18 protein-coding genes and 1 tRNA gene are annotated in these 17249 nt (G+C 58.6%); 10 read left to right on the top strand and 9 right to left on the bottom strand.

All coding sequences use genetic code 11. The features are described 5' to 3' along the window. Positions 1–206 precede the first annotated feature (206 nt). Genes HMPREF9241_RS02515 through HMPREF9241_RS02505 form a run of 3 tightly spaced genes read left to right on the top strand, consistent with a single transcriptional unit; the run spans position 207 to position 3476 of the window. Positions 207–1253 carry an efflux RND transporter periplasmic adaptor subunit gene (locus HMPREF9241_RS02515; RefSeq protein WP_006680709.1) on the top strand — a complete coding sequence of 349 codons (1047 nt, stop codon included), beginning with the start codon at positions 207–209 and terminating at the stop codon, positions 1251–1253. Between the two features lies 1 nt (position 1254). Beyond that, positions 1255–2046 (top strand): ABC transporter ATP-binding protein, encoded by a 792-nt coding sequence (locus HMPREF9241_RS02510; RefSeq protein WP_006680708.1) that lies wholly within the window; start codon positions 1255–1257, stop codon positions 2044–2046. After that, positions 2043–3476: an ABC transporter permease gene (locus HMPREF9241_RS02505; RefSeq protein ID WP_006680707.1), complete on the top strand. Its 1434-nt coding sequence runs from the start codon at positions 2043–2045 to the stop codon at positions 3474–3476. The genes HMPREF9241_RS02510 and HMPREF9241_RS02505 overlap by 4 nt, the downstream gene beginning before the upstream one ends. A gap of 172 nt (positions 3477–3648) precedes the next feature. On the opposite strand, the gene HMPREF9241_RS02500 is transcribed toward HMPREF9241_RS02505, so the two are convergent. Continuing rightward, on the bottom strand, positions 3649–4707 hold the full coding sequence (locus HMPREF9241_RS02500) for an HhH-GPD family protein (protein ID WP_006680706.1): 1059 nt from the start codon (positions 4705–4707) through the stop codon (positions 3649–3651). A 45-nt stretch (positions 4708–4752) separates the two neighbouring features. On the opposite strand from HMPREF9241_RS02500, the gene dcd reads away from it, so the two are divergent. The 3 genes from dcd (at position 4753) to HMPREF9241_RS02485 (ending at position 7651) form a co-directional block, all read left to right on the top strand. Beyond that, complete coding sequence (gene dcd, locus HMPREF9241_RS02495) at positions 4753–5334, top strand: dCTP deaminase (protein ID WP_006680705.1); 582 nt, start codon at positions 4753–4755, stop codon at positions 5332–5334. 6 nt (positions 5335–5340) lie between these two features. After that, the gene (locus tag HMPREF9241_RS02490) at positions 5341–6642 is read left to right on the top strand and encodes a hypothetical protein (RefSeq protein WP_006680704.1); all 1302 of its coding nucleotides are present in this window, start codon (positions 5341–5343) and stop codon (positions 6640–6642) included. Positions 6643–6748: 106 nt separating this feature from the next. After that, complete coding sequence (locus HMPREF9241_RS02485; protein WP_006680703.1) at positions 6749–7651, top strand: hypothetical protein; 903 nt, start codon at positions 6749–6751, stop codon at positions 7649–7651. Positions 7652–7765: 114 nt separating this feature from the next. Here the strand turns inward: HMPREF9241_RS02485 and HMPREF9241_RS02480 are convergent. Then, positions 7766–7855, bottom strand: a tRNA-Ser gene (locus HMPREF9241_RS02480). A gap of 118 nt (positions 7856–7973) precedes the next feature. Continuing rightward, positions 7974–8804 carry a tRNA adenosine(34) deaminase TadA gene (gene tadA / locus HMPREF9241_RS08990; protein ID WP_243440754.1) on the bottom strand — a complete coding sequence of 277 codons (831 nt, stop codon included), beginning with the start codon at positions 8802–8804 and terminating at the stop codon, positions 7974–7976. Positions 8805–9116: 312 nt separating this feature from the next. On the opposite strand from tadA, the gene upp reads away from it, so the two are divergent. After that, a complete protein-coding gene (upp, locus tag HMPREF9241_RS02470; protein ID WP_006680701.1) occupies positions 9117–9755 on the top strand; it encodes a uracil phosphoribosyltransferase in 639 nt (212 codons plus the stop codon). Between the two features lie 236 nt (positions 9756–9991). Continuing rightward, positions 9992–10540, top strand: coding sequence for a YagU family protein (locus HMPREF9241_RS02465; RefSeq protein WP_006680700.1), 549 nt, complete (start codon positions 9992–9994; stop codon positions 10538–10540). A 199-nt stretch (positions 10541–10739) separates the two neighbouring features. Here the strand turns inward: HMPREF9241_RS02465 and HMPREF9241_RS02460 are convergent, their stop codons facing one another. From HMPREF9241_RS02460 to HMPREF9241_RS08740, 5 genes are all read right to left on the bottom strand, one after another. Beyond that, entirely contained in the window at positions 10740–11588 is an 849-nt protein-coding gene (locus tag HMPREF9241_RS02460; RefSeq protein ID WP_006680699.1) for a MetQ/NlpA family ABC transporter substrate-binding protein, read from the bottom strand. 172 nt (positions 11589–11760) lie between these two features. Beyond that, entirely contained in the window at positions 11761–12522 is a 762-nt protein-coding gene (locus HMPREF9241_RS02455; protein ID WP_006680698.1) for a methionine ABC transporter permease, read from the bottom strand. Further along, positions 12519–13511 carry a methionine ABC transporter ATP-binding protein gene (locus tag HMPREF9241_RS02450; protein ID WP_006680697.1) on the bottom strand — a complete coding sequence of 331 codons (993 nt, stop codon included), beginning with the start codon at positions 13509–13511 and terminating at the stop codon, positions 12519–12521. Before HMPREF9241_RS02450 ends, HMPREF9241_RS02455 begins: the two co-directional genes overlap by 4 nt. A gap of 235 nt (positions 13512–13746) precedes the next feature. After that, positions 13747–14214 carry a fluoride efflux transporter FluC gene (locus HMPREF9241_RS02440; RefSeq protein WP_006680696.1) on the bottom strand — a complete coding sequence of 156 codons (468 nt, stop codon included), beginning with the start codon at positions 14212–14214 and terminating at the stop codon, positions 13747–13749. Further along, entirely contained in the window at positions 14211–14753 is a 543-nt protein-coding gene (locus HMPREF9241_RS08740; protein WP_006680695.1) for a fluoride efflux transporter FluC, read from the bottom strand. The genes HMPREF9241_RS02440 and HMPREF9241_RS08740 overlap by 4 nt, the downstream gene beginning before the upstream one ends. An 81-nt stretch (positions 14754–14834) precedes the next feature. On the opposite strand from HMPREF9241_RS08740, the gene gluQRS reads away from it, so the two are divergent. Then, positions 14835–15782, top strand: coding sequence for a tRNA glutamyl-Q(34) synthetase GluQRS (gene gluQRS, locus HMPREF9241_RS02425; RefSeq protein ID WP_006680694.1), 948 nt, complete (start codon positions 14835–14837; stop codon positions 15780–15782). 84 nt (positions 15783–15866) lie between these two features. Further along, positions 15867–16238 carry a hypothetical protein gene (locus HMPREF9241_RS02420; protein WP_006680693.1) on the top strand — a complete coding sequence of 124 codons (372 nt, stop codon included), beginning with the start codon at positions 15867–15869 and terminating at the stop codon, positions 16236–16238. Between the two features lie 216 nt (positions 16239–16454). Here HMPREF9241_RS02420 and HMPREF9241_RS02415 read toward each other — a convergent pair. Further along, the coding region (locus HMPREF9241_RS02415) for an LPXTG cell wall anchor domain-containing protein (protein ID WP_006680692.1) at positions 16455–17249 on the bottom strand (795 nt) is incomplete at its 5' end.

The raw sequence follows: 17249 nt of genomic DNA, 5'->3' as shown, positions 1-17249 counted from the left end.
CTGCCGAGCCAAGACTGTATTTGACTGGGTATTTTCACCTTTCTTTGCGCCCAAACTCGCAATTTTTCGACAGTCTCAAACCAGAATTCACACAACCCTGACTAACCCTGAGTCACCCCTGATTTGTCAGTGTCCTCATTCCCCCACGACACGGGGCACTGATACCGTTGGGAACCATCAACGTTGATGAGCGTCTAGGAGTATTCGTGTCCTCTTCCACGTCCCCGCGTTTTCAAAAGATCATCGCCCTGATTAAGACAGGCGTATGGATCATCATCGCGATCAGCCTCGTGAAATTCGCATTCTTTCCTTCCACTGGGGCGGACCAAAGCGATCAGCCCCTTGATCCAAGCGCGAATTACGGGCAGATGACGGTCACCCCGACGAAAGCGGACATCACGAACACCGTCTCGGTCAACGGCACCATCGAAAACGATCCCTCCACCGTTGTTAAAGCAACCGGGGCTGGCGAGGTCAACTACATCGCCGTCAGTGACGGCACATACGTCGAAGCAGGAGCCATGATCCTGCAGATACGTGGTCAAAACGAAAGCAACCCGAATACCGACGATACAGACGATCAACAGACGCCGACCTACACGTACACGGACATCACTGCCCCCGCCAGTGGCACCCTGCATCTCAGCGCCCTACTCGGCCAGCGGTTCGACATCGGCGACCAACTGGGAACCATCGCCCCCTCCACCTATTCCGCTGTGGCAACTCTGAACGCCGACCAGCTGTACCGCATTCAAGAAACACCCTCCGAAGCAACCGTGACCATCACTAATGGGCCCGCACCTTTCACCTGCTCGGGACTCAAGATCGTCACGCCTGACACGACGCAGAAGAACACGAATCAACAGGGAGAGACCCAGCAGAACAGCGGTATCCAAGCACGTTGCGCAATCCCAGCAGATCAGAAGGTCTTCCCCGGCCTCGGCTTGAAAATGGACATTGTCGCGGGCTCCGCAACCGACGTCCTCACACTCCCCATCAGCGCTGTTGAAGGCCGTTTCCAAAGCGGATTTGTCTACATCCCCGCCAGTGATGGAGCCGGCAAGCCCGAAAAGAAGCCTGTCACCTTGGGTCTGACTAACGGTGAAATCGTCGAGATCAAAGAAGGTCTGACGGAATCCGACTCGGTGCTCGAATTCATTCCCACCGCCAGCTCAGACACAACACGGGGCAGTGAATCCGGTGTAGATGGAGCCACTCCCCTGACGGCCACCACTGAAAGCTCGGCGGGCTGACATGAGCCTGATCGAACTCGCCCAGGTCACCCGGACGGTTCAACTACCCGACGGGTCCGACCTGAGAATCCTGCGTGGCATCGACCTGAACGTCGATCCCGGCGACCACATTTCCATCGTGGGTCGCTCCGGCACCGGCAAATCGACGATGCTCAACATCATTGGTCTTCTGGACCTGCCGACTGACGGAACGTACACGATCAACGACATTGACGTGACGCGCCTGGGCGAAGGGAAGCGCTCTGCCCTGCGCGGTTCAACCTTCGGCTTCGTGTTCCAGCAGTTCAACATTTTCAACGCGCGCACGGCACGTGAAAACGTTGAAGTCCCATTGCTCTACGCAACTGGACAAGCATTTTGGAGGCGTCGCACACTTGCCGCTTCCATGCTCGACCGCGTGGGGCTCGGCGATCGCCTCGACTCCTACCCCTCCCAAATGTCCGGTGGTGAACAGCAGCGCATCGCCATCGCACGTGCCCTGGTCCACCAGCCAAGAGTCATCCTCGCCGACGAGCCCACCGGCGCACTCGACCCCGAAACCGGCGCGCTGGTCATGGAACTCCTTGAAACCGTCGCCAGAGAAAACAACGCCGCCCTCATCGTCATCACCCACGATTTCGCGGTCGCCTCGCGCGCAAAGAGAATCTTCCAGCTCGCCGACGGTACCCTGCACGCAATCGACTCCCACGATCTTTCCGCCACCCGTCCTTCAATCGACGAGGCCGACCCCACCCAACTGGTCACCTCCCCCTCAACCGGTGGTCGAAACGAAGAGGAGGAGACTCAGGAATGAATACCCTCAACCAGATCATCGGCGCCCTCGTAGAAGCATGGGGCGAAGTCAAAGTACAAAAAACCCGAGTCATCCTCTCCCTCGTCGGCGTCGTAGCGGCCGTCGCAGCCATGTCCTCAGTTATCGCCATTGGCGACATGTTGGTTCAGGTCAATAAAGAAATGGAGGAAGCCTACTCAGGCCGATCCATTACTCTGCACGTCAGCGCATCAGAAACCAGTTCAGACACCGGTGAGACAGGCGCGGCCTCGTCGACCGAAAGCGAAACTGGCACCACAACAAACGCCGAAGGAATGCCAACTATCGACAGCGACTCAGCAACCCAAGGCACAACGAGCAGCGACGGAAGCAACGCGCTCGCCGCGCTCACCGGCGTCATTCACGACCCCATGGGTGACGCCATGACAACCGTCGCTCAACGCCTGCACATCCCCTACTGGTCCAGGCTCGAAACAGGGAATATCACCTTCACTGAGATAGAACAGATCTCAAAAACCGGTTCATACCGAGGAGTCCCCACGACGCAGGACCTCACAACGATGGAAACGTCCACATCCGTGAAAGCCATCGACCCCGCGTACTCCACGCTATTCCGATTGACCCCAATCGTCGGCAGGTGGATCGATGCGGGCGACGCCAACCAGCGAGTCGTCCCCATCGTCATCAACTCCACGCTCTGGGAATACCTAGCTCACGCGAATATTGCAGACCCTATCGTCCTGCACGCCAACGATGCTTCCGCCACCCAATACCGCGTCGTCGGAGTCATCAAATCCAACTCGCAATGGGACAGCCCAACCGCCTACATCGACTACACCGCCTGGCAGTTCACCAAATCGCAGTCAGCCGCGCTCAGCGGACAATCCCCCACATCAAACGGTGTTGAAATGCTGGTCTGGACCGGAGCTGACCAGGCGGAACAAGCACGAGACCTGCTCCCCAAAGCACTCGCATCCGTACTCGGCAAAGGCTGGAAAGGCGACGTCTACGGCGGTGAATACTACGACGGCGGACAATCCAGCATGAATACGATCCGCACCGTCATCATGGTCATCGGTGGCATCGTCATCCTGCTAGGTGCACTCGGGCTACTGAACGTCGCGATCGTCACCGTACGCCAACGCATCCGAGAAATCGGCATCCGGCGAGCTATGGGAGCATCCGCTAAACGAGTCTTCTTCGCGGTCTTCATGGAGTCGGTTGTCGCTACCTTCGTCGCCGGCGTCATCGGTGTCGGAATTGCCATCATCGTGATCCGACTACTGCCACTTGACACGTTATTGGGCATCTACCTGCAGGAACGCCCACCATTCCCGATGAGCGCAGCCATCGACGGCATTGCCATCTCCACGGGAATCGGCGCTCTCTGCGGAATTATCCCTGCGCTCGCTGCCGTCAGAGTCAAACCAATCGACGCGATCCGGTACTGACAACCTGCTTGGCTAGCCTCCGACCAGTTGCTACCACTGCGCAGATAATCCCCGGAAGCTCAGACAATTGCTCTTAGTCCAGCCCACCGACGAAGCCGGTGGGCCGTCAGTAGCGAGCACAACTCGCCCCTGGGGACAACCTGCCTCCGTGGCAGTGTGCAAGCGGGGACAATCAGCGCGGAAGAGCCAGGCGATCCTCGCCGACGCGCACCAGCAGGCCATCGGCAAGCAAGCCTTCAATCACACGGGGAGCCTGGTCAGGGTCGCTACCCGGCAACGTCGCCACTTCTAACGCCGCAGAGTACGAAACTGTCGGGGCGGCCTCGTCGATTGGGGAAGGTACATTGCCGGTAGCTGACGAATCACCGGAAGCAACGGGAGAATCGGAACTGGCGGAAGAAACTGATGAGTCCCCGGAAACGTGCAGGTCGCGCAACAGTTGCACCACTCGCCCGCGCGCCTGCCGGTCCGTGCCCGCCCAGGCCTGAGACTTTCTCTTGACCTCGACCATTGGACGCCCGGCAACGAACCATGCGCATTCACTGGCAAGCGGACACGTATCACACCCAGGATTCTTCGATGTGCACGCAATCGCCCCGAACTCCATCAGCGCAAGGTTCCACGTCGCACACTCAACGCCCGACGACGGTAGCAGGGAATCGGCGAGGTCCCTCTCGACGCGAGTCGGGGACGAAGATGCAGGTCGCTCGATTCCGCTGAAAATCCGCGCAATCACGCGTCGAATATTCGTATCGAGCACCGCGCGACGCTCATGAAACTGGAACGACATCAACGCAGATGCCGTGTACGGGCCGATGCCCGGCAAGCTACACAACGACTCAAAGTCTGCGGGAACCTGGCCACCTGGACGCTCACTAATGGCGATCGCGCACTCGCGAAGGCGCAGTGCGCGCGACGGATAGCCGAGCCTCCCCCACTCGACCAGAACCCGCGACGCAGGAGCAACCGCGAGCGCAGCGGGCGTCGGCCACAGCTGCATCCACCGGCTCCAAATCGGTTGGACACGAGGCATGGGTGTTTGCTGGCTCATCACTTCGCCAACCAGAGTTCCCCACGGCGTCACATCCTCGGCGCGCATAGGGAGTTCGCGCTTGTTTTCCTTCATCCAATTCACGAGACCGGTGAGCACCTCGTTGCGTTTGGCCTGCCGAGTAGCCGAGCTTGCGGGCGTAGTTTCGCCACGAACAGCGCCAGAAGAGGAAGAGGACATGACCATCAGCCTAAACGGTCGCCGTGAATGTGAAACAATTGAGCCATGCTATTGAGCGATCGCGATATTAATGCCGGCCTTGATTCTGGGCGTATTCAGCTGGACCCGCTTGATCGGGATCTGATTCAGCCAGCAAGTATTGACGTGCGTTTGGATAGGTTGTTCCGTCTTTTCGACAACCACCGTTACGCCGTGATTGATCCGTCCGCTGATCAGACGGATCTGACGCATCAGGTTGATGTGGGACCGGATCGACCGTTCGTTCTGCACCCGGGCGAGTTCGTACTGGGCGCAACCTACGAGCTGGTCACTTTGGGTGATGACATTGCAGCGCGTCTTGAAGGTAAGTCGTCGCTTGGTCGCTTGGGTCTGCTGACGCACTCGACCGCTGGCTTCATTGACCCCGGGTTTTCCGGCCACGTCACGCTGGAGCTTTCGAACACGGCGACCATGCCGATCCTGCTCTACCCGGGCATGAAGATCGGCCAGCTGTGCTTCTTCAATCTGTCATCTCCGGCGGAGCACCCCTACGGTTCGTCCGGTTTGGGTTCGCACTACCAGGGTCAGCGTGGCCCGACTCCGTCGCGCACGCACCTGCGTTTCAACCGCACTCGGATCGAGCGTTGAACGAACGTGTCAGACGAGGTTTCGGATAACAACGAGGGCACTGGGACGAATAGTGTTCCCGGTGCGCTGGCGCGTCGCTCTTTGCGCGATCGCATGGCAGAGGCGTCTTCGCGTTCACGCTCCTCGTTGACCGAAGATTATGTTGGTGATTCAACGTCGCTCACCTCAACGTCGTTGAATGCCATCACCTCTCTGTCCGAGTTTTCGCAGACCTTCTCCGTTGGCACCGAAGGCGTTTCGCAGACGTCGCAGGTTGCTCCTATTTCGGCAACAATTTCGACTTCCGCTCCCGCGCGTTCAATCGACGAGGCCGCAGCCTCTGAACACCATCTACTGTTATTGGCGGATGAAGTAGATCCCTTAGAAATTGAGGCACTCGCCCTGTCAATTTGGGATGAAGCTCGCTGGGAAGGAGCCGGTCAGCTACACCTTGTTGGCGAGGCACGACTGGTGGGACCATGGAGCATTGACGCAACTCTACGTAAGACGCTCAAGACCCCCGCTTCACTCACAAACGTGTGGGTGTTGGAATGCCCAAAGTCGCGCAGAAATCCCGTGGATCCTCAGCTTGCCGTCCTCGACGAGTGGGCAAGCGTTTTCCCCGATGGAGTTCCCGTCGGCCTAGAGTACCGGATCTTGACCGCACTGAAGCGGATGGCTCGACGCCTGGGTGGCGCTGTTCGCGTCGCCGATTCGGGGAAGATGATCGCCCCGGATCCTGATTCAGCGGTTTCGTTGACCGTATACACTCCACGCTGGCTGGATCCTGAGGACCTGTTGAACCTGCTCAAGCCTCATTTCCCACAGCTCACAGATTCACGTCAGATTGCCACTCCCGCATCGCAGTCCGCGCAACAGGTGGTTCAAAAAAATGCTGCGATCGCTGCGGAACCTGGAACGATCCGCACAGATATCGCGACAAAGATCGCGAAAGCACGCGAACTGGCCGAAAGGGCAGCGAAAGAAGTCGGTGCCACCCCCGAAGTTGTTGCCGGGTACGCGCTTGTCACCCCGATCGCGAACCGGTCGGATCTCATGATCGAAGTAGAACCGGTTCCTCGTCCTCCCCAGGTTCTGCGTTGGGAGTCGTGGACAACGGGCGTCATCATCGAATATCACCTGAAGTGGTTGCCGGCAGGAATGCTCGAGACACCGACTGGAGTGTCACGAGCAGCGCGTTTGGAGCGCATGCGCTCATCGCGTGACATTGAGAAGGTCGCAGAAATCATCGTCACCGCCGTCGGCGGATCCGTGATTGACGAAGACGGTTTCCTCGTCGGTCTTGTGGACGATACCGCAATCGAATAACAGCCCTACTCGGCCAGCTTGCGCCGTTTGTTCGCCTACAGCGCACACGAGCTCTTGCTCAGCCACGATTCAGGAAACATTCAGACGAGTGCGATGGAATAGACTCATGAGCACCACCGGTAGCCCCGAACCTCGCGAAGTCGAACTCATCTTCGAGAACCCCACCCCCACTGGGCGCCCCTCCGCAGGATCAGCATCTTCGGCCTCCAACTCCACGCCGGATTCGCGCGACCGCGTTCACTTCACCCAGCGTTCAACGCCGGGAACCAACGAGCAGACCGCACCCCAGCCGACGACCACCCAAGCGGGCACGGCCTCGTACACCTCAGGAAACGCTGGTCAAGAATACTCTGGCGACTCAATCCCCACCGCACGCCTGAGCGAAACACAACTGCCCAGCCTGCAGGTTCTGGGGATCACTCTCCTCGTCGCACTCATCCTGAACATGATGCTGGCGTTCACTTCCTTGATCCCAGGAATCGCAGGAATTACAGCACCGTTGAACACGATGCTGACAACCAGGTCAGCACTCATTGCGACGGGACTTGTTTCAACGCTCGTCGCCATCGCAATCACATATGCCACCTGGAGTTACCTGCGTAAACGCGCAGAAAACGGGCGAGCAACCGCATTCGTGTTCATCACTTGGCTCTCATGGTTGCTCAGCGGAATCTTCGCTTCCGCATCCACCGGCTCCATCCCCTTCGTCGTCTCAGCGGTCGCATTCTGCGTCTCATTCACGACAACGGTGCACCACATGAACAACAGCACGACACGAGGTATCACCCGCTGGTGGGAATGGGTCGCCAGCGCCGTCAGCCTGATCGTGATCATCACTGCGGTCTTGACCGGCATTGCGACGCTCGCATCCGCGATCATCACGTCGATTATTTCGACGGCTGTCACCCTCACGTCAATCCGCGCATGGAACGCTTTCATTGCACCCATCATCGACACGCGCGAACACGTCCGCTCCGTGATGAATGCGGTACGAGGCGCCGGCTTCTGAGTCATTGCCGAATACGCCACAAGGTGCAGGCTTCTCAGTCACTGCCGAATACCCCACGAGGCACCGACGCTCGGCATAAAAATGTGTCCCGCAGTCAACGACTGCGGGACACTCTGGCGGTAGCGCAGGGATTTGAACCCTGGGTGGCTGTTACACCACACAGCATTTCGAGTGCTGCACCTTCGGCCGCTCGGACACGCTACCAATGCGCATAAGTATAAACAGAAGTCGCCGGCAAACTCCACACGAGGTCCGCCCATGCGATACGTTCCACACGTTGTCCCCGCGTCGTTACGCAGGCATTCTGCCAACCGCGCACCGATCAGTGCTTCGCCCGCTTATACGCGTGACTACGCAACGGAATACCCGCCACTATGCGCACATCTGCCGGGGTGCCCGCATGTTTTGCGCGAGTGGGCGCAGATACAAAGGGCGTCATTTCCCCAGCTGGCACCGCATCCGCCTTCGAAGCAACGAGGCCCAAATTTTCGGGTTTCGCCCGATTAGACACTGGTTGCGAAGCTCGCTCCATCTGCGGAAGCAACGTCGTAGCAGACTCTTGTGTAGGCTCTTCAGACTTCTTCGCTTCCCTGTCACTGTCTGAAACGGAGTCCGAAGACTCGAGCGAACCCGGGTGATTCCACGACGCAATTGCCTCTAAGGGAGGGACAGCAACTGGCTCATTTGCTAGAGCACCGCGTCCCGTCGGCTCAGCCGTAGTTTCGCGCTTGTCTTGGAAGAACGCCTTCAGCTGGATCGTGGCTTCGACCCCTAAAACACCCGGAATGACCTCAAGGCTGTGATTCATTCGAGAATCACGCAACACATCACGCAACGAACCCGCCGCGCCAGCCTTCGGATCCCACGCGCCAAACACCACGCGATCAACGCGTGACGCCAACGCCGCCCCCGCGCACATCGTGCACGGCTCAAGCGTGACAACCAGCGTGCAGCCCACAAGATTCCAACGCTTCAAGGTCTGGCCAGCCTCGCGAAGCGCATTGATCTCTGCGTGACCGCACGGATCATGCGCGGCCTCGCGAGTATTCCAACCCTTACCAACAATCCGCCCCAGCGAATCAATGACAACGGCACCAACCGGCACATCGCCCGATTCACGGGCCTGGTTGGCGTAGAACAAAGCGCGACTCATCGCGTCACGATAACGATCCATTGGTGTCACGCCTACAGCCTACCGGCAGGCATATACAAATTGAATCGCACTATCCAACCGTGCAGGAAACTCTCAGGAAAAACGGCTTTTTCACGCGCCTTTCACTCAATAATCCACCTATCTCTCCACCTGAGACATCGCCCCAATAGTGTCCGACACAATCAAGGAATCACCCTCACATTACGGATCCGGGCCTCGTCCCCCATCAAACACCAGTGGCACCGAGGCGGAATAATCACGAAAACGCCGGTGCGCTACCCACTGCCCGCCCGCGCGCGGTAGCCTTGAACTATGCATCTTCATGTCGCGGACCACCCGCTTGTTAGCCATAAGCTCACCGTTCTGCGCGACCGCGAAACGCCGTCCGCAACCTTCCGCCAGCTCGTCGACGAGCTCGTCACACTGCTCGCCTACGAGGCCACGCGCAACGTCGCCGTTTCCGAAACCGCGATCAACACGCCCGTCGCCCCGACCGTTGGCCTGCAGATCTCCGAACCGCGCCCGATTGTCGTCCCCGTCCTGCGCGCAGGCCTGGGCATGCTCGAAGGCATGACCCGCCTGGTCCCGACCGCAGAGGTCGGCTTCCTCGGCATGCGTCGCGACGACGACACCCTCGAAATCGAAACTTACACCAACCGCTTGCCCGACGATCTGTCCGGTCGCCAGTGCTTCATCCTCGACCCGATGCTCGCCACCGGTCACACCATGGTCGCAGCAACAAACTACCTGTTTGAACATGGCGCCAAGGATGTCACCTGCATCTGCATTCTCGCAGCCCCGGAAGGCATCGCCGAACTTGAAAAGACAGTGGGTGACCGCGCAGACGTCAAGGTTGTTGTCGCAGCTGTTGACGACCACCTCAACGAGAAGTCCTACATCGTCCCGGGTCTCGGTGATGCTGGCGACCGTCTCTACGGCATCGCTGACTGACATTGTTGCATGCACGTTCACTGACATGGTGAACGCCGTGCATATCTGAAGTAGGGAGCTATTCCAATCGGGGTGGCTCCCTACTTTTGTTTCTTCGTCTCTCTGGCTCCAGCACATCAGCAACGAGGACGAATTCCCCTGGTTGTTCACTCAGCGCCAGAGATTGACATGTGATGTGAGGCGTTTAATCGCTTACATAATGTCACGCTGTCAACGGATTGACATATGCTGACAGCATGAATATCACACAGACTAATCCGAAGCGTCGCAAGTACGGCGTTGCAGCACTCGTTGGCCTCATTGGTGGCATCATCTCCGCCATCATCAAATTCGGTTGGGAGGTACCACTGCCCCCGCGTACGCCGGAACGCAACGCCACCAACCCGCCGCAGTCCCTGCTTGAATTGTTCGGCATGAACCCCGACCTCACGCACGCCACCTACACCTTCAACGGCAATGAAGGCCTGCCGTGGATGTCCTTCATCATCCACTTCTCCTTCTCGATCGTCGTCGCCATCGTTTACTGCGTGCTCGCTGAGCGCTTCCCGCAGGTCAAGCTCTGGCAGGGTGCCGTCTTCGGCATCCTCGTGTGGATCGGCTTCCACGTCATCCTCATGCCACTCATGGGCATCGTCCCGGCACCGTGGGATCAGCCGTGGCAGGAGCACTTCTCCGAGATCTTCGGCCACATCGTCTGGATGTGGGTCATTGAAGTCTTCCGTCGCGACCTGCGCAACCGCTTCACCAAGGAACCGGACGCCGAGTTCGCGCTGGAAACTCACTGATCGCACTGATTACGCTGACCGCGACTTGAACAAGCATTCACGCAGACAAGCGAGGCTAGCTTCAGTAGCGACCAACACTTGAGCTGAGGGCCACCCCGACTTTCGGGGTGGCCCTCTCTTAAAGTAAGTTGGCTGGTCAGCTGCCAAGCTCGCCAATCAACACCGGCAGCCGGTCAGCAGAGCTGGTCAGCAGTACCGATCAGAACGCGGGGATGACGGAGCCGTCGGCCCAAGTCTGTTCAATGTAGGACTTGACCCCATCGGAGTGGAGCAACTCTTCGAGCTTCGCGATCGCTTCGGCCTTGTTAGTGTCACTCTTCCAAACGAGGACGTTCACTGCCGGGTTGTTCTTGGGGGACTCGACGACCAGGGCGTCGTTAGCCTGCGACAGGCCACCTTCCTGGGCGTAGTTGCCGTTGATAACGGCGATGTCAACGTCCTGCAGGGAGCGAACCAGCTGGGCGCCTTGAACCTCCTGGAAGGTGAAGTCGCCGAGGATCTTCACGTTGTTCACGTTGGCTTCAGAACCGTCGGTCGGCAGTTCGACGAGGCCCTGCTGGGAGAGCAACGTCAGCGCACGAGACTGGTTGGTGACGTCATCGATGATGCCGATCTTTGCGCCTGCCGGAAGTTCATCCAGCGACTTGATCTTCGACGAGTAGATTGCGAGAGGCTCAAGGTGAATACCTTCACCGGCGGTGAAGTCGTAGCCGTTTTCTTTTTCAGCGATCTCCAGGTAGGGGACGGTCTGGTAGAAGTTCGCGTCGAGCTCGCCGTCATTCAGGGCGGAGTTCGGCAGGACGTAGTCGGTGTACTCGACGATGTCGAGGTTCAGGCCCGCGTCAGCTGCCAGGTTGTCCTGGATGTACTGCAGGATCTTTGCGTGCGGGGCCGGGGTGGCACCAACCTTCAGGGTGACGGTGTCGCCAGAACCGGACGCTTCAGAGCCGGAAGCGGACGAATCGGAACCGGTGGAGCCACAAGCTGCGAGGCCAAGGGCAAGGACGGTTGCTACACCAGTAGCGGCAAGATTACGGATGGAACGCATGAGAATTCCTCTTTCTGTGTTGTTACCCAGAAACGTACTCGCTCAACCTCAAGGGGAGCACAGACGTCCGGGTATGAAGACTGTGTAACGAAATAGACCACTGAATGGTCAGTCGATGTGAAACGATTGATTGAACAGTGCTGGCCTGCCGGTTGCCCGACTGGTGGTCGACTCAGCGGTGATCCACCAGTCGGCTGATCATGTCACCAATCATCTGAACCAGCTGGACGATCACGATGATCGCAATAACCGTGGCGATCATGACGTCGTCCTGCCAACGGTTGTAGCCGTAGTTAATGGCCATCTGTCCAAGACCACCACCGCCGACGGCGCCCGCCATTGCGGAGTAGCCGATCAGGGTAATAGCAAGCGTGGTCGTGGACTGCACCAGCGCGGGTGCAGCTTCGCGAACCTGAACACCCCAGCGGATCTGGCGGTTCGTTGCGCCCATCATCTGAGCAGCTTCGATTTTGCCGGAGTCGATCGCAAGAATGTTCGATTCGACGAGGCGCGCGAAGTACGGCACCGATAGGAGCACGAGTGGGACGACGGTTGCCTGCCAGCCGAGCGTTGTTCCCACAATGATGCGGGTAACGGGCAGTAGGACGACGATGCCGATGATGAACGGCAGCGAGCGGATGACGTTCACGATCGTCGACGCGGTCTGGTAGATGGTCTTATTCGGAGTCAGGCCATTCTTGGCAGTCTGAACAAGCAACAGACCAAGCGGGATACCGAGCAGGACCGTGAACAGCGTGGAAAAGCCCATCATCGCCAGGGTTTCACCGATTGCCGGCAGGAACTGCTTCGTCAGCGCCGGGTTATCCAGCCACTTCGGGTCGTTCACACCAGCGGACAGGAGCCCAGCAGGTAGCAACCCTGCGGGCAACAGGCCTGCAAGCGACGTGTAGAGGGAGGGAAGAAGGGGTGTCATGCGGACCTCACCTCGGCGTAGATGTCATGTTCACGCAGTTCAGAAAGAATTTGCTTCGAGTGGTAGCTGGGCACGGAGAGTGCCAGGCGACCAACCTGAGTCATTCCAATAGATTCGAAGGTTCCGGCTGTCACGTCGGCGCCCATTGAGGCGGCGAGGTTCAGAACGGTCGCACCGGTGGGCACGCCGGGGTGCGATGTGAAGATAACGTCGAGAAGCGTGGTGCCTTCGCGCAGGTCAGCATCGTCAACGGACGGTGCGGGAACGAGTTCACGCGAGAGTGGGCTGGACGGGTCGGCAACGACCTCTTCGACAGTGCCCGTCTGGATGACGCGACCGTGACCGAGCAAAGTAACGGAGTCGCAGATTTCGCGGACGACAGCCATTTCGTGGGTGATGACCAGAACGGTCACGCCTTCTAAGTCGCGAACCTTGCGGATGAGTTCCAGAATCTGGCGCGTCGATTCGGTGTCGAGCGCGGAGGTGGGCTCGTCACACAGCAAAACACTGGGATTGTCCGCGAGCGCTCGAGCAACGCCGACGCGCTGACGCTGACCACCGGAAAGCTGAGACGGATATGAGTCGCCTCGTCCCGAAAGACCGACAAGGGCAAGTAGTTCTTCAACGCGCGCTTTGATCTGATCCTTCGGTACGCCCGCAAGTTTCAGGGGGTAGCCGATGTTCTGCGCCGCTGTGCGCGAGTCCAGCAGGTTCGCGGCCTGGAAGACCATGCCGATCTTGCGACGAGCTTCTCGCAGGGCTTTTCCACGCAACTGCGCCAAGTCGAGCCCGTCGACGACGATATTGCCGTCGCTGGGGTGTTCAAGCGCGGTCAGGCATCGGATGAGCGTTGACTTGCCCGCACCAGACTGACCAACGATTCCGTGGATGGATCCACGTTCAACGTGGAGGGTGACATTGTCGAGCGCGACAACCTCGTTGCCACCTTTGACGGAGTAAACCTTTCGCACTCCGGCAAGGTCAATCATGGCGCCCTCCTTCGATTCAGATCGTGCGCACCGGGTTTTCGGCGCGTTTTCGCGCTGCGTTGATGTTTTCAGCATAGGAGGCAAGTCCGCGCCACCCAAATTTTCTGTTACATAACGCCACGATGTGAAATGAAAGTGAGCCTGACCTGCAGTTTTACGCGATCACGTTTCGGTAACCGTCAGCGCGCGAACAGTGATCCAGATCGCGAATTGCGCCTTAGTCGACAGATACAGCTCATCCAATCCCCAGCAGATAGGAGACGAGTGCCGTTAATCCAAGTCCCAGCAGATAGGAGACGAGGCCACTCACCCAGCCGACAACAATCAGACTCATTCCGGCGCGGACCCGACGAGCCCACACCTCGGTCCACGCATCCAGGACCGCGGTTGAGAACGTGGTGAAGCCACCAAGGAAACCCGTTGATAGGACAAAACGCATGGTTCCGGTGATGCCCGGATAGTCGACCGTAGACCCACCGGCGACAAGGACCGCGAGTAGCGGGAGGATCCCGGTCAGGAAGCCAAGCAGGAAACAACCGACCGTATTGACGACCACGATGCCGACGTAAGGGCGGAGGGGCTTTCCAGCCAACGCGCGCTTGCCAACCCACCTGGTTTTTACAGCCAGATCGAGTTTCCAGCGCGAGAGGGCACCGAGTGCTCCGCCGAGGGCTGTGCCGAGCACGCTGAAGAGAACGATCATTGTTCCTCCTCAGCGAAGGTGTCACGGTCGACCATCCCGGCCGCATCAGAAGACGGAGATGAAACGCTGGACCCGGCCTCGTCACTCACCTCAACGACCTCGAACATGCCGAACTTTACGAAGCGGCCCAACGCACAACCACACCCCGCGCACACGACGCCAAGGAAAAGCAACGTCAGCGACGCGAGCGCCGGAACAATCGCCCCGACAATAGATCCGGACGCGATCATCCCATTCGCAGTTGCAGCGATCAATGTGCCGTAGGTCGTGAACGCTCCCAGGAAGCCGGTGACAACCAGCAGGCGCACGCGCTCGCGTGAGGGATCAGTAAAAAGCGGCACGACCACACCAAGCACAAACGCGCCGAGAAGATTCACGAGAACCGTCGACCACATGATGGGAATCGCGTGCGAAATGACCGCAGAATCGGGGAAGAACACTGTCAGATAGTCCACGCTAGCGCGAACAAGCGCGCCCAACGCGCCACCAACGGCAACGTACGGCCAGATGCGCTGGACGGGCTTTGCAGGATCATTCATCGCGTCCAGCCTACACAAGTTCACGAGACTCGGGCAGGAACGATCAGCCTGCCCTGTCGGCGCAGTTTGTACACTAAACCCATGACCAGCGGTTCCCTCATTCAGCAAGGCGTGGGACGTTTTGCGCCCTCTCCTACCGGGGATTTTCACGTCGGGAATCTGCGGACCGCGATCCTCGCTTGGGCCTGGGCGCGTAATAGCGGGCGCTCGTTTGTCCTGCGCATGGAAGATATAGACCGCGTGCGTTCGGGCAGCGCCGACCGCCAGATCGCTGACCTGAAAGCGATCGGACTGAACTGGGATGGCACAATACTGGTGCAGACGACGCGTTCAGCCGCCCACACGCAGGCGCTCGATTACCTGGTCGAGCAGGGATATGCGTTCGAGTGCTATTGCTCCCGCAAGGACATTAAAGAAGCCGCGTCCGCTCCCCATGTTCCGCCGGGACACTACCCCGGCACATGCCTCAACCTGACTGACACTGAGCGCGAGGTTCGACGCCGACAGCTCGCCGAGCTCGGGCGCACTCCCGCGCTTCGCCTTCGCGCTCCAGCAAGCGAGTGGACCGTATTCGATGAACTCCACGGTTCTTTCACCGGCCCCGTCGATCACTTCGTGCTGCGCCGTGCTGACGGCGTGCCCGCGTACAACTTGGCCGCGGTGGTCGATGACGGCTTCCAACATGTCGCCCAAGTGGTACGAGGCGATGATCTGTTGTCTCAAGCGCCCGCTCAAGCGGCGTTGGCAACACTGCTCGGAATCGCGGTCCCGACTTACGTGCACGTGCCACTGGCACTGAACGAGGCGGGCTCTCGCCTCGCGAAGCGCGACGGAGCCGTCACCCTCGCTGACCTGTATGAACTTGGGTGGACCACGGAGGATGCCGTCGAATGGATTGGTCGTTCCCTGGGAATTGACGGAGCGCGAACCGCCATCGACATTGCAGACGCTCTCCCCATCGACTCCCTGCGAGCACTCCCCCTTGACCCGTGGATTGTCACCCCGCCCACCGGGCTCCCCGCATTCTGAGCCAACCGAGTTTCACCCCCATCCTCCACCCTCTGAACAGGAGCATGACCAGCAGAAGTAGGCACCTCGTGCCACACTTAACCCATGGATTTCTTCCAGAAGCTTTTCGGATACAAAGAACCGACGCTCATCGTTGCTCAGTCGGACAACTGGACGCAGTTAGAGCCGTCGCACGACCTTGACGTCACGATTGCACGTCGTGCGCGCAAAGAAAAATGGCCTCCAACCAGCGCGGATGCTCCTGCAGAGTTCCACTGCATGCTCATCGTGCACGGCGGGTTCTCCGATGGCTACATGGAAGTGAACTGCCTGGGTAAGCCGATCGCCACTTTCAATCACGAACAGGTCGCAGACACTATGGAACGCATGCGCGCTGACAACGGCCTGCGAATGACAGCGGTCAAAACAACCGCTTTCCTCGACGCTGACCGCTGGATTGTCACCGTCAATATCTGACACGGCACACTCATCGGAGCAAATACCAAGACGGATCCCTACACATCCGCAAAGGCTGGGCAGGCCACTAAAACCACCCCGACACGCCCGAAAAGACACATTTGGGCATGAGCCCCTTTGGGTATTAGCCCGCCCTTTATGGTTCCTGTTCATCAAACAGTTTGGGTCGCCCCTTTTGGGGGCGACCCAAACTGTTATTGTTCTCAATGGTTACTGCTATTTACGGCGACGAACCATGACTGCACCCGCACCAAGGGCTAGTAACCCTAGTGCCAGCACCGGAATCCCCGCGTAACCAGTCTTGGGGAGTTTCTGCCACACGGTGTTACCTTTGTTGCCGCTATTTCCGGTGTTTCCATTATTCCCGTTGTTGCCGGGCTCATTCGGATTCAGCGGATCGGTACCATCTTTGATTTCTTGACCATCATTGATGCCGTCACCATCGGTATCAGCCTTGTTCGGGTTAGTGGCTTTACCGCCATTCTTAGCTCCGGTCACCTCATCCCCATCATTGATGCCGTCACCGTCAGTGTCAGCATTGTTCGGGTCAGTGTTTCCGGGCTTACCGTTCGGGTCAGCCTTATCACCCTTGAACGGATTCTTAGCACCACTTACCTCGTCACCATCATTAATACCGTCACCATCGGTATCAGCCTTCTTCGGGTCGGTCTTGGTGGCCTTAGAATCATCAACCTTCGCAGTACCGTCATCATTCTTGACGGCCTTGCCATCTTGGTCAACGTCAGTTCCGACCTCTTCACCATCAGTCAGACCGTCACCATCGGTATCAGCCTTCTTCGGGTCAGTACCAAGATCCTTCTCCCGACCATCAGAAATCCCGTCACCATCAGTATCAGCCTTCGTCGGGTCAGTACCATCTTTGACTTCCTGACCATCATTAACCCCATCACCATCAGTGTCAGGATTCTTCGGGTCAGTACCATGAGCCGCTTCGTCCGCGTCCGGGATGCCATCACCATCATCGTCACCATCAGTCACGTCCGGGACACC

This window comes from Schaalia turicensis ACS-279-V-Col4 (assembly GCF_000296505.1).
Taxonomy (GTDB): domain Bacteria; phylum Actinomycetota; class Actinomycetes; order Actinomycetales; family Actinomycetaceae; genus Pauljensenia; species Pauljensenia turicensis_A.
This window is presented reverse-complemented; position numbering and strand designations above follow the sequence as displayed.

What these genes read in the sequence shown, in the direction of transcription:
- HMPREF9241_RS02510 (WP_006680708.1), top strand. Translation starts at nt 1,255, where the DNA reads ATGAGCCTGATCGAACTCGCCCAGGTCACCCGGACGGTTCAACTACCC.
- HMPREF9241_RS02505 (WP_006680707.1), top strand. Translation starts at nt 2,043, where the DNA reads ATGAATACCCTCAACCAGATCATCGGCGCCCTCGTAGAAGCATGGGGC.
- HMPREF9241_RS02500 (WP_006680706.1), bottom strand. Translation starts at nt 4,707, where the DNA reads ATGTCCTCTTCCTCTTCTGGCGCTGTTCGTGGCGAAACTACGCCCGCA.
- dcd (WP_006680705.1), top strand. Translation starts at nt 4,753, where the DNA reads ATGCTATTGAGCGATCGCGATATTAATGCCGGCCTTGATTCTGGGCGT.
- HMPREF9241_RS02485 (WP_006680703.1), top strand. Translation starts at nt 6,749, where the DNA reads ATGAGCACCACCGGTAGCCCCGAACCTCGCGAAGTCGAACTCATCTTC.
- tadA (WP_243440754.1), bottom strand. Translation starts at nt 8,804, where the DNA reads ATGAGTCGCGCTTTGTTCTACGCCAACCAGGCCCGTGAATCGGGCGAT.
- upp (WP_006680701.1), top strand. Translation starts at nt 9,117, where the DNA reads ATGCATCTTCATGTCGCGGACCACCCGCTTGTTAGCCATAAGCTCACC.
- HMPREF9241_RS02465 (WP_006680700.1), top strand. Translation starts at nt 9,992, where the DNA reads ATGAATATCACACAGACTAATCCGAAGCGTCGCAAGTACGGCGTTGCA.
- HMPREF9241_RS02460 (WP_006680699.1), bottom strand. Translation starts at nt 11,588, where the DNA reads ATGCGTTCCATCCGTAATCTTGCCGCTACTGGTGTAGCAACCGTCCTT.
- HMPREF9241_RS02455 (WP_006680698.1), bottom strand. Translation starts at nt 12,522, where the DNA reads ATGACACCCCTTCTTCCCTCCCTCTACACGTCGCTTGCAGGCCTGTTG.
- HMPREF9241_RS02450 (WP_006680697.1), bottom strand. Translation starts at nt 13,511, where the DNA reads ATGATTGACCTTGCCGGAGTGCGAAAGGTTTACTCCGTCAAAGGTGGC.
- HMPREF9241_RS02440 (WP_006680696.1), bottom strand. Translation starts at nt 14,214, where the DNA reads ATGATCGTTCTCTTCAGCGTGCTCGGCACAGCCCTCGGCGGAGCACTC.
- HMPREF9241_RS08740 (WP_006680695.1), bottom strand. Translation starts at nt 14,753, where the DNA reads ATGAATGATCCTGCAAAGCCCGTCCAGCGCATCTGGCCGTACGTTGCC.
- gluQRS (WP_006680694.1), top strand. Translation starts at nt 14,835, where the DNA reads ATGACCAGCGGTTCCCTCATTCAGCAAGGCGTGGGACGTTTTGCGCCC.
- HMPREF9241_RS02420 (WP_006680693.1), top strand. Translation starts at nt 15,867, where the DNA reads ATGGATTTCTTCCAGAAGCTTTTCGGATACAAAGAACCGACGCTCATC.